Source organism: Actinoplanes sp. OR16 (assembly GCF_004001265.1).
GTDB lineage: Bacteria > Actinomycetota > Actinomycetes > Mycobacteriales > Micromonosporaceae > Actinoplanes.
On the sequence record NZ_AP019371.1, the window covers coordinates 468,071 to 479,589 of the forward strand.

At 69.7% G+C, this 11,519-nt stretch carries 11 protein-coding genes; 3 read left to right on the top strand and 8 right to left on the bottom strand.

Going from position 1 to position 11,519, the window contains the following annotated elements:
- Positions 1-33 precede the first annotated feature (33 nt).
- The gene (locus tag EP757_RS02130) at positions 34-1,422 is read right to left on the bottom strand and encodes an alpha/beta hydrolase (RefSeq protein WP_232050323.1); all 1,389 of its coding nucleotides are present in this window, start codon (positions 1,420-1,422) and stop codon (positions 34-36) included.
- A 207-nt stretch (positions 1,423-1,629) separates the two neighbouring features.
- Between EP757_RS02130 and EP757_RS02135 the strand changes: the two genes are divergently transcribed.
- Positions 1,630-2,718, top strand: a complete 1,089-nt coding sequence (locus tag EP757_RS02135; protein WP_127542528.1) for a sorbosone dehydrogenase family protein — start codon at positions 1,630-1,632, stop codon at positions 2,716-2,718.
- A gap of 3 nt (positions 2,719-2,721) precedes the next feature.
- Here EP757_RS02135 and EP757_RS02140 read toward each other — a convergent pair whose 3' ends face one another.
- From EP757_RS02140 to EP757_RS02155, 4 genes are all read right to left on the bottom strand, one after another.
- The gene (locus tag EP757_RS02140) at positions 2,722-2,970 is read right to left on the bottom strand and encodes a hypothetical protein (protein ID WP_127542529.1); all 249 of its coding nucleotides are present in this window, start codon (positions 2,968-2,970) and stop codon (positions 2,722-2,724) included.
- An 89-nt stretch (positions 2,971-3,059) separates the two neighbouring features.
- The gene (locus EP757_RS02145; RefSeq protein WP_127542530.1) at positions 3,060-3,290 is read right to left on the bottom strand and encodes a hypothetical protein; all 231 of its coding nucleotides are present in this window, start codon (positions 3,288-3,290) and stop codon (positions 3,060-3,062) included.
- An 8-nt stretch (positions 3,291-3,298) separates the two neighbouring features.
- Positions 3,299-4,960, bottom strand: coding sequence for a sodium:solute symporter family protein (locus EP757_RS02150; RefSeq protein WP_127554042.1), 1,662 nt, complete (start codon positions 4,958-4,960; stop codon positions 3,299-3,301).
- A gap of 66 nt (positions 4,961-5,026) precedes the next feature.
- Complete coding sequence (locus tag EP757_RS02155) at positions 5,027-5,683, bottom strand: HAD family phosphatase (protein WP_127542531.1); 657 nt, start codon at positions 5,681-5,683, stop codon at positions 5,027-5,029.
- 188 nt (positions 5,684-5,871) lie between these two features.
- Between EP757_RS02155 and EP757_RS42700 the strand changes: the two genes are divergently transcribed.
- Entirely contained in the window at positions 5,872-7,299 is a 1,428-nt protein-coding gene (locus EP757_RS42700; protein WP_160165754.1) for a hypothetical protein, read from the top strand.
- Between the two features lie 130 nt (positions 7,300-7,429).
- On the opposite strand, the gene EP757_RS42705 is transcribed toward EP757_RS42700, so the two are convergent.
- The 3 genes from EP757_RS42705 to EP757_RS02175 form a co-directional block, all read right to left on the bottom strand.
- The gene (locus EP757_RS42705; protein ID WP_160165755.1) at positions 7,430-7,600 is read right to left on the bottom strand and encodes a hypothetical protein; all 171 of its coding nucleotides are present in this window, start codon (positions 7,598-7,600) and stop codon (positions 7,430-7,432) included.
- Between the two features lie 516 nt (positions 7,601-8,116).
- Positions 8,117-9,115: a glucose-6-phosphate dehydrogenase (coenzyme-F420) gene (gene fgd, locus EP757_RS02170; protein ID WP_127542534.1), complete on the bottom strand. Its 999-nt coding sequence runs from the start codon at positions 9,113-9,115 to the stop codon at positions 8,117-8,119.
- A gap of 9 nt (positions 9,116-9,124) precedes the next feature.
- Positions 9,125-10,945: a sigma-70 family RNA polymerase sigma factor gene (locus EP757_RS02175; RefSeq protein WP_127542535.1), complete on the bottom strand. Its 1,821-nt coding sequence runs from the start codon at positions 10,943-10,945 to the stop codon at positions 9,125-9,127.
- Between the two features lie 137 nt (positions 10,946-11,082).
- Between EP757_RS02175 and EP757_RS02180 the strand changes: the two genes are divergently transcribed.
- Positions 11,083-11,475, top strand: coding sequence for an ATP-binding protein (locus tag EP757_RS02180; protein ID WP_127554043.1), 393 nt, complete (start codon positions 11,083-11,085; stop codon positions 11,473-11,475).
- Positions 11,476-11,519 lie beyond the last annotated feature (44 nt).

Below are 11,519 nucleotides of genomic sequence, written 5' to 3' on the forward strand. Positions count from 1 at the left end.
GATCTCGGCGGGGCACAACCGCAGGGACGAGGATCAGCCGACTCCGTACGGAACCGGCGGGACCGGCGGGCAGGTCTTACCGTCCGCCGGCAGCGTCAGCCCGATCAGGTACTCGTCGACCGCCCCGGAGACGCAGTCGCTGTGCCCATAGGCGACATGACCCCAACCGTCGTACGTCAGCAGCCGCGCTTCCGGGCCCAGCTGCCGGGTCACGCTCTTCGCCCAGGCGTACGCGGTCGCCGGGTCGTGCCGCGCGTTCACGACGAGCACCGGCCCGGCCGCCCTCGGGTTCGGCCGTTGCGGGTCGGTGACCGGATCGGGCCAGCCGGCGCAGCCGGACACCGCGGTGAGCGCGAGCGGTGAGGCGAGCATCTGCGGGGCTTTCCCGGCCATGCCGTCGAGCAGGGCGCGGTACCCGGACCAGCCGCCGACCGGCAGCGCCCAGTCCCGGCACATCACGGCCGGGAAGCTGTGCGGGGTGAGGTCGAGGTCCGGCAGGGCGCGCCGGGCGGCGGGACCCGGCTCGTACGCGGCTTTCAGATAGAAGGCGAACGAGTACCACTGCGGGTCGTAGAACGCGCTGAACGCCGCCGTGATCAGCTCCCAGAGGCCGAGCTTGGACGGCGGATCGTAGGGGTCCTGCAGCTTTCCGGCCCGGGCCTGCTCGACGAGCCTCTTCCAGATCGCCCGGATGTCCCGGCCGCGCAGCGCGCACTGGGTGTCCCGGGCGCACCAGGCGACGAACTGGTCGAACGCGTCCTGCGCGGACTCGGCGGTCCGGCCGAGGAACGCCTCGACGTCGGCGCTGTGGTCCATGACGCTGTCCAGCACCAGGGCCCGCAGCCGGGCCGGGTAGCGCTCGGCGTACATCTGGCCGATCAGTGACCCGTACGAGGCACCGTAGAAGCTGATCTTCTCTTCCCCCAGGGCGATCCGCACCGCGTCCATGTCGCGGACCACGTTGCCGGTGCCGGCCTGATGGAACACCGGCCCGCTGCGGGACGCGCAGTCCGCGGCGAGCCGCCGGTTGTACGTCGTGAGCGCGCCGAACTCGGTCTCGTTCACGGCGAGCGGGGACGGTTTCGCGTCCACCACGTCCTGGGCGCAGAGAATCGGGGAACTCCGGCCGACGCCGCGCGGGTCGATGCCGACGATGTCGAAGCGCCGTTCCACGTCGCTGCCGAAGTATTCGGTGTCGAGGGCCTGGTTCACCGCCGAGGCGCCGGGTCCGCCCGGGTTGACCATGAGGACGCCGATCCGCTGGGACCGGTCGCCGGCCGGGCGGCGGGCCAGGGTCAGCTCGATCGACGGGCCGTACGGCTTGGTCCAGTCGGCGGGCACACGCATGGTTCCGCACTGGGCGGCGGCGTCCTCGGGACAGGGCTCCCAGGTGATGGTCGTGCCGGACGTGTATCGGGCCACGGGCGGCACTCCGAGGGTGGCGTCGGCAAGAGCGGGGCTGCCGGCGTACGAAAGAAAGGTTGTGAGGGTGATGATCGCGGCCGTGACCGACCGTCGTGATCCTTTGATTCCCGCTCGCAAGACCTGTCTCCGAACTAATCGGGCAAAGTACCACTTTTAGCATATTGCGCATCGTCGCCGGTTCGCTGGTCGTGGCACCGTGGGGTGATGACTGCGATCCGACTGACACTCGCCGCTGCGGGCGCGGCCGTGATGACCGCCTGCTCGTCGTCCCCGGAGCCGGCTCCCCGGGAGGTGCAGCCGGTGCCGGCGGCATCAGCGGCAAGCGCCGGACCGAGCCCCGCTGCCGCCCGCCCGAATCCGGATCTATCCAGCCCGGAGACGGTGGCGACCGGCGTCGGGGTGCCCTGGGGACTGGCGTTCCGGGAGGACGGGACGGCGCTGGTGTCCGAGCGGGACAGCGGGCGGATCCTGGAGATCGAGCCGGGCGGCGAGCCGCGCGAGATCTACACCGTGCCGGGCGTGGACGCGGGCGGCGAGGGCGGGCTGCTCGGGCTGGCGCTGAAGGACGACTGGATCTACGCCTACTACACGGGCGCCGACGACAACCGGATCGTGCGATTCACGACCGGCTCCGCGCGACCGGAGGTGATCTTCGACGGCATCACGAAGGGATCCCGGCACAACGGCGGCAGGATCGCGTTCGGGCCGGACGGCATGCTCTACGTGGGCACCGGCGACGCCAGCGAGGAGTCCCGCTCGCAGGATCCGGACGACCCGAGCGGCAAGATCCTGCGGCTCACGGCGGACGGCGACCCGGCGCCCGGCAACCCGGAGGAGGGGTCGCCGGTCTGGACGCTGGGTCACCGGAACGTTCAGGGCCTGGCCTGGGACGACCAGGGCCGGATGTACGGGATCGAGTTCGGGCAGAACACGTACGACGAGGTCAACCTCATCGAGAAGGGGAAGAACTACGGCTGGCCGGAGGTCGAGGGCAAGGGCGGGGGCACCCGTTTCACCGACCCGATCGTCCAGTGGACCACCGACGAGGCGTCACCGAGCGGCGCGGCGGTCGCCGGGGACACGCTCTACGTGGCGGCGCTGCGCGGGGAGAGGCTGTGGACGGTCCCGCTCGGCGGTGGCTCGACCGAGGCCGAGCTCACCGGTGACTACGGGCGGTTGCGTACTGTCGCCGTGGCCCCCGACGGTTCGCTGTGGCTGACCACATCGAACACCGACGGCCGCGGCGACGAGCGTGACGGGGACGACAGGATCCTTCGCTTCCCTTCCCGATGACGGCTACCGGGCCGGGGGTAACTGCGGCAGCGCCGAGATGGTCTGCGCGTACTTGCTGATCTGGCGCTTGTTGGGCACCACGCCGTAGACCCGGAGCCCGTCCTGGATGGCCTGCTTGACGGTGTCCTCGGGCTGACCGCGGTGGGTCAGCATGACCTGGTTGACGACGTAGTCGACGCGGAGCTGGACCTGCCAGCCGGGGTCGCGGCGGCCTCCGACGGAGAGGCCGCTGAGAGCGGTGAGGGCGTTCATGCCCGGGTTATCGGGTGCACAGGTACCTGTCTTGAAGGTATGAGGACCCTGTGCAACGAGACCGCAACCCGGGCGCACTCACCTGACAATCAGTCCTGTCGGTCTGACTCTTCGGGGAGTGGTTTGGGCGGATTCAGCCGCAGCCAGAGCAGCATCCCGAAGCCGAGGGCGAGCATGGCGAGACCCATCCAGAGGTTGATCCGGACGCCCTCGGCCTTCTCGATCTCGGCCGGGCTGTCGAAGATGCCGAGCGCCGTGACGATGACGCCGTAGACGACGAACAGCCACCCGATGACGCTGCGCACGTCGAATAGTTTCATCTCGGCTCCTACCAGACGGGGATGTACAGAAGGACGGCGAGCAGCACGGCGATCCCGCCGAGCACGACCGGGTTGCGCCACCACACCTTGTCGCCGGCGACGATCGTCTCCGCCGAGGTGGCGTCGCCGCCCATGCCGTAGACCAGGCCGCGCAGGTCACCCTCGGGCTTCGGCGGCGTGAACTTGGAGACCACGAGCGCGACGATCACGGCCGTCACGAAGGCGGCGCCGGCGCCCCAGAAGCTCTCCTCCAGGTCGGAGTTGAACTTGAAGACGTCGGCCAGGTGGCCGAGGTAGAGCGTCAGCGAGGCGAGGGTTCCGAGAACCAGCGACCAGAAACCGGCCCAGGCCGACATCCGCTTCCAGAACATGCCGACGATGAACGTGGCAAAAAGGGGCGCATTGAATAAAGAGAACAAAGCTTGAATATAGTTCATAATATTGGAGAAACCGGCCGCGATGAACGCCGTGCCGATACCGACGACGATGCCGCCGATCGTGGCGATCCGGCCCACCCGGATGTAGTGGGCGTCGTCCCGGTCCTTCCTGATGTACGTCTGCCAGATGTCGTACGTGAAGACCGTGTTGAAGCCGCTCACGTTCGCCGCCATGCCGGCCATGAACGAGGCCACCAGACCGGTCACCGCCACGCCGAGCACGCCGTTCGGCAGCAGGTCGCGCATGAGCAGCGGGATCGCGTTGTTGTAGACCAGGTCGCCCTGATCGGCGCCGAGCCCCTGGACGGTGACCAGGGCGATCAGGCCGGGCACGACGGTGACCACCGGGATGAGCAGCTTCGGGAACGCGCCGATGATCGGCGTACGGCGGGCCGCGTTCATGTCCTTGGCGCTGAGCGCCCGCTGCACCTCGGCGAAGTTCGTCGTCCAGTAGCCGAAGGAGAGCACGAAGCCGAGACCGAAGATGATGCCGATCCAGTTGGCGCCGAGCGGGTTGCCGGTTCCGCCCGTGTCCGACCAGGTGTTCAGGCCCGCCTGGCCGAGCGGGCTGGTCTGCACCTTCTCGACGAGACCGTTCCAGCCGCCGACCTTCACCAGGCCGACGATGGTGAGCGGGATGAGACCGGCCAGGATCACGAAGAACTGCAGGACCTCGTTGTAGATCGCCGAGGAGAGACCGCCGAGCGTGATGTAGATCAGCACGATGGCCGCGCCGATGACGATCGACAGCCAGAGCGGCCAGCCGAGCAGGGCCTGCAGGATGAGCGCGAGGGCGTACAGGTTGACGCCGGCGATCAGCATCTGCGCCACGGCGAAGCTGACCGCGTTGAAGAGGTGGGTCGGCCTGTTGAAGCGGCGCCGCAGGAATTCGGGGACGCTGCGGACCTTCGAGCCGTAGTAGAAGGGCATCATCACGATGCCGAGGAACACCATGGCCGGCACCGCGCCGACCCAGTAGTAATGCAGCGTCATCAGGCCGTACTCGGCGCCGTTCGCTGCCATGCCGATGATTTCCAGGGCGCCCAGGTTGGCCGAGACGAAGGCCAGACCGGTGACCCAGGCGGGCATCGACCGCCCGGAGAGGAAGAAGTCGGCGCTGCTCTTGATCGCACGGCGGGCGGCGAATCCGACCCCGAGCACCGTGACGAAGTAGATAGCGAGAATCAGGTAATCGACGATGTCCACATCGAGTCGAAGACCTTCTGCGGCCAGTTGCACGGGCCCACCTCCATCGGTCGGACCCGTGCATTCCCGTATCGAAGATTTTTCACACGAAACTCACAGCGTGGCGATCATCTCCGGTGTGATCTCGCCGATCCGGCCCACCGCCACCCGGGCCGCGGCGAGCGCGTCGGCGGCCGGCGGGTAGACACCGTGCGGCACCGCGATCACGGTGAGACCGGCTGCCGCGGCCGACCGGAGGCCGTTGCTGGAATCCTCGATCGCGGCGCACTCGTCCGGCGTGAGACCGAGCTTGCGCACCGCCGTGAGGTAGACGTCGGGGGCCGGCTTGCCGCGCGGCACCTCCTCGGTGGAGAGCGTCACCTCGAACGCGTCGGTGATCCCGGCGGTCTCCAGCACCTGGTCGATCAGGAGGCGCGCGGACGAGCTGGCCAGAGCGAGACGGTAGGCCTTCTGAAGATCCCGCACCACCTCGACCGAGCCGGGGATCAGCGGCAGCGCCTCCTTGTAGCGCTCCGCCATCCGGCCGAGGACGTCGGCGGCCACCTGCTCGGCGGTCCGCGGAACACCCACCTCGTCGGCCAGGTGGGCCGACCACTCGCCGGTGCTCATCCCCATCATCCGGTCCTGGCTGTCCGGCAGGAACTCGCGCCCGAACTCGGCCACATAGCCGCGCCGGACCTCCTCCCAGACCTCTTCGGTGTCGATGATCACGCCGTCCAGGTCGAAGACGACCGCCTTGATGTCATTCACAACGGCAACCCTACCGCCTCTGTACGGAGAGTGACGATCAAGGTCCGGGACGGTCCGCTTCGGTGAAGACTCTCAACCGTTAGGCCCGGTTGCCACATCGGTGCCGCCAGGTAGCTTCGGCTCTGCACCGCAGCCGAGCCGGGAGCCGCCGCACCATGCCAGTCTCACCTTCGTCACCGTCCGTAAGCGTGGTGATCCTGGGTCACGACCCCGTGAAGCTGCCCGCCCTGCTCGCCGGGCTGCCGCCGGTCCACGAGGTCATCGTGGTGGATTCGTCCCTTCCCGCCATCGCCGGGATTCGAGCGATCCGCCCGACCCGCGCCGGCGCCGGCAACGCCCTGGCCTGCGGCGTCGAAGCCGCCACCGGTGACGTCGTCGTCTCGCTGCCCGCCGCCAGCGACCCGGCCGGCATCCCCCGCCTCCTCGACGCCCTGCGATCGGGCGCCGACGTGGTGCACGGCTCCCGCTACCTGTCCCGCCGCCCGGCCCTCACCGACCTGATCGTGCTCTGGTTCCTCCGCGTCCTCTTCGGCTGCCGACCCACCGACCCTGGCCACGGCGTGCGCGCCTTCCACCGCGCCGACGCCGGCCGGCTCGGCCTCCCCCAGGTGGCGGGCCTCGACCCGGTACGCGGCGACGGCCCCGAGATCGACCCCCTCCTCGCCGCCCGGACCGTTCGGGCCGGCCTGCACGGCGCCGAGGTCGCCTCACCCGGCGGACCGGGGGCGCCGCTGCTTCCGCTGATCACCGCTCTGGTCGGTGAGTGGTTCGCCGAACGCCGGGCCGCGCGGGAAACCGCCCCGGACAGCATCGTCGTGATGACCGGGCGAGTGCGGGCCGCGGCCTCACCCGCGCCCAGCGGGCCGCACCCTCTCACCGTTGGCCCTCTCGCCGCTGGCCCTCTCACCGCTGGCCCTCTCACCGCTGGCCCTCTCACCGCTGGTCCTCTCACCGCTGGTCCTCTCGCCGCGGGTCCTCTCGCCGCCGGCTTCCGCGGTGCCGGCCCCCGTGCTGGTGCCGGTGCCGGTCGCCGTGCCGGTGCCGGTGCTGGTCCCCGTGCCGGTGCCGATCCCCGTGCTGGTGCTGGTGCCAGTCCCCGTGCCGGTGCCGATCCCCGTGCTGGTGCTGGTGCTCGCGGTGGCCGCTTCCCGGCGGCCGGTTCCGCAGCCGGCGCTCGTCTCGGCGGCCACCCCGGAGCCGGTTCCGCCGCTGCGAACGAGCCGCTCCGGTCGGCCGCGAACTGGCCCGCCCCGAACCAGCACCGCGCCGCCTCCGCAGCCCAGCTCAACACCCCGGGCACCCACCTGAACCGACCCGGCACCCCCGGCTTCGTCGAGCGGCGCCGCGCAGGCGCCGGCTTCACCGACCGCCGTCACACCGAACGCGCCCACTCGACAGATCGACGGCACACCACCGGCGCCGGCCGCAGCGAGACACCGTTCGCGGTCAACGGCAGCGCGAAGCCCCAACTCGACCCCGCCGACGCCGTAACCCGCCGCCGCTGGCGCGACCGATCCTCCGGTGAGACCAGCCCGACACGCCCCAACCTGCGAGTCATCAACGGCGAAGCGACCAGCCCTTCCCCCCGACGCAACAACCACTTGCGCTCGGTCTAACCCTCCAAGATCCACCGTCGTCGCGCGGGTCCTCACACATCACCCGCACCACTCCAAGATCCACCGTTGTGGCGCAGGCCCTCACACACCACCCGCGCCACTCCAAGATCCACCGCTGTGGCGCAGGCCCTCAGGCACCACCCGCCAGCGCCAGGCCGAGATCCATCGTCGTCGCACAGGCGTCGCCACGCCACCCACCAGCGACACTCCAAGATCCGCTATCCGCGGCGCTCCACCACCGCCGCACCAGCCACCGCCACACCTCGAGCAGCGCGTCCGCCACTCCAAGATCTGCTGTCACCGTGCCGGCCGCCGCAACACCCAGCGCTCATCCGTACATCCGTACACCCTCAAGCAGCGCTCATCCGCCACTCCAAGATCTGCCGTCGCCGCGGCCCTCAGTGGATCTTGATCGATTTACTACCGGATCCGGTAGTAAATCGATCAAGATCGCAGGAAGAGGGCCGCCGACATAGTGCGTGGTCGGCTCGGCCGGGCGGTGGCAGGCGGACGGCGCCGCCGAGCAACGCGACCGAGCAACGCGCGGGACGACCGGGCACGACCGATCAACACGACCGAGCACGACCGAGCAACACGACCGGGCAGGACGGTCGAGCGGCACCGCCGATCAACACGGTCGAGCGGCACCGCCGATCAACACGACCGAGCGGCACCGCCGAACAACACGACCGAGCGGCACCGCCGAACAACACGACCGAGCGGCACCGCCCGGTGGGAGGCGCCGGCCGCCTACCAGCGGCGGGTACGCCTGCGCCGCGCCGGTGAACGACCGCTGCCAGGCAGCCCTGTGCGACCGCTAGGAACGGTTGCGCAGGCGCGGGAGGATCTCCTGGGAGTAGAGGCGCAGGAAACGTTCCTGGTCCGGTCCCGGCGCGTGGAAGACCAGGTGCTTGAAGCCCATGTCCAGGTATTCCGTGACCTTCGCGGCATGCTCGTCCGGGTCGGAGGAGACGATCCAGCGGGTGGCGGTCCGCTCGACCGGGAGGGCGTCGGCGAGGCGCTGCATCTCGACTGGGTCCTCGACGCCGGTCTTCTCCTCCGGGGAGAGGGCCAGGGCGCCCCAGTAGTGGGTGTCGTTGCGGGCGCGGTCCACGTCGTCGTCGAAGGAGACCTTCACCTCGATCAGCAGATCCAGGTCGTCGACGACGCGGCCGGCTTTCGTGGCGCCCTCGGCGACGGCCGGGAGCAGCGTGTCGGTGTAGAGGCCGTGGCCTTTGCCGCTGGTCGTGATGAAGCCGTCGGCGATGCGGCCGGCGAGGCGGGTGGCGGCCGGGCCGGAGGCGCCGATGTAGATCGGGACGGGTGTCGACGGTTTGTCGTAGATGGTGGCGTTCGACGTCTTGTAGAACTGCCCCTCATAGGTGACCCGGTCCTCGGACCAGAGTTTCTGGATCAGCAGGACCGCCTCTTTGAGCCGGGCGAAGCGCTCCTTGCCGTCCGGCCACTCGGTGCCGAGCAGCACCTCGTTGAGGGATTCGCCGGAGCCGACGCCGAGGATGGCGCGTCCCGGCGCGAGGCAGCCCAGCGTGGCGAAGGCCTGCGCGACCACGGCGGGGTGGTAGCGGAAGGTGGGCGTCAGGACGCTGGTTCCGATCAAGACCTTCTCGGTACGTGCGGCAAGTGCGCCAAGCCACGGCAACGCTGCCGGAGCATGGCCGCCGTCGTGCCGCCACGGCTGGAGGTGGTCGCTGACGAAGACCGAGTCGAACCCCAGCTCCTCCGCGAGAATCCCGTATTTGAGCAGCTCAGCCGGTGCGAACTGCTCGGCCGACGCCTTGTACCCGAACCGAATCATGAAAGAACACTATCCCGCTGAGCGGTAGGCTTTGCCGGCCTCGGTGGGGGTCTTCCCATCTTTGTAGAGGCCGAAGTCGACGCTGTCGCCGACCGCGGGCAGGCCGAACCAGGCATACCGCTGGACGAACGCCCGCTTCTCCAGGCCGGCGGTGGCGCCCTTGATGAAGGTGACCTTCTGGGCGTCGCTCGGATATTTCGGTGAACCACCGAAATTGATCAGGCCGAACTCGGTGATCCAGATCGGTTTGCCATACCGCTCGTGGACGGCGTCGACGTAGCCGAGGAACTGGTTCACCGAGGCCTTGCTGAAGTCCGAGCCGTACCAGTGCAGGGCGATCGCGTCGACCCGGAGATCACGGGAAGCGGCTCCGGCCATGAAACGATCGAGCCAGCCGCCGGCGGTGTCACCGCCGAACGCCACGGCCGGGCTCACCAGCTTCATGCCGGTCGCCTCGAGCGAGGGCCACGCGTCCAGCGCGGCCTCGACCGACATGTTCGACTGTTCGGCGAGGTCGGGCTCGTTGAAACCGAGCAGCCAGTCGTCGCCCTCGGCCTTCGCCTGCTTCAGGGTGGCGTCGGTGACGTTCGCGGCGCCCCAGATCATCGGCACGAACTCGACGCCGGCCGGTCCGGGCACCTCGTCGTCGTTCGGCGCCCAGTCGTAGTACCAGGACGCGCCGACGTCCTTGATCGCCGCCTTCGCCCCGGTGAACTTCCAGACCGCGGCGCCCTTCTTGTCGGAGGATGCCGCGGCGGTGGCGGTGACGACGGCCGGCTTGCGGGATGCGGAGCGCGACGGCGACGGTTTCACTGACTCCGACGGAGAGGCCGAGGGGTACGGGGATGACGGCGCGGCCGGCGAGGACGAGGTGACCGCCGCGACGGCTGCCGGGGGCGGCTCCGGTGCGCGGGTCGACACGGCGTAGGCGCCACCGCCGGCGACGGCCCCGACTGCCAGCGCACCGATCAGCGCCTTCTGCGCCACCGCGCCGGTCGCCTTCGCCGCGAGATTCGCCGGGACGGCTTTCGATGCGGTGGTGACGCTCACGCCCGTACCGGGAAGGGTCTGCAGGAAAGCCGGCGGCAGAGGCACCAGGGCCATGCCCGCCAGGAGCCGCTCGGCGGCGATCAGATCGTGCCAGGCGAAACCGCAGGATCGGCATTCCCGGGTGTGCCGCGCGATCCGCTTACGCCAGAGCGCGCCCGGGCGGCCGTCCCAGCCGGTCAGGACCGCCTCCAGATCGGGGCAGCGGGGTGAGCGGTGCAGGGCGCGCACGACCGCGCGAGCCGTCTCGAGCTGGAGCTTCATCCGCTGGATGCGGACCGCGACGTGCTGCCGGCCGACCCCGGTGGCCTCCACGATCTCGTCGCGGGTGAGTTCGCCGGACGCCTCCAGCCACCAGAGCGAGAGGAGTTCCCGGTTCTCCTCGTCGAGCCAGCGGGTCGCCTCGGCGGTCTCCCGGCGCTGACCGGAGAGCTCCAGCCGGGTGATCGCCAGATCGGTGAAGTCGGCGCCCGGATCGCGCAGGTCGGCGTCGAGGAGCTCGTCCGGCGCGTGGTGCCGGCCCCGGAACCGCTCGCGCACCTGGCGGACCGTGATCGCCACCAGCCAGGACCGGAACGACTCCGGCTCACGCAGCTCACCGAGATTGCGCAGCACCCGGATCATGACTTCCTGCACCACGTCGTCGACGTCGGCGTGGCCCTCCAGGGCCCGGCCCACGATGGTGTAGACCAGCGGCAGGTAACCGGCCACGAGCCTGTCGACCGCGGCCGGGTCACCCGCGCGGGCGGCGATCACCGTCGCGATGCCGGGTTGTGGAGCCATGGATCCGCCCTCCTTGGGCATACGCGCGTCGTCATGATGGGAGACGGATGCCGGGACCATGGATAACACGAATCGGGGATCACGTTCGAGGCCCACGATTAGCGACCGCGCTGATCGGGCACAGAAACCGCATGCGTATGTCGGTCCGGCTCAATCTGCCGCGAGAGGTGGACAGCGTCCCTGCGGTGCGCCGATTGTTGCGCTGCGCGTTGACGATCCTGCGAGTGGATCGTCAAGCCGGCACCGATCTGGAGATCGCGCTCACCGAGGCGTGCGCCAACGTGGTCAAGCACGCGACCGGCGCGGAGAACTTCGAGGTTCGCCTCGACGTCGGCCAGGACCGCTGTTCGATCGACGTGGTCGACGAGGGTTCGGGTTTCGACCCGGCCGCGGCGAGCGAGGAGTCCCCTGCCGCGTCGAGCGAGCGGGGACGTGGTCTCTTCCTGATCAGGGCGCTCGGCGAGAACGTGCGGATGCAGTCGAGTGCGCGTTCCGGGAGCCTCATCCACTTCGAGAAGTCCTTCGCCTGAGGCAAGCCAGTGATGCCGGACGGGCCCACGGGCCTGTCCGGCCT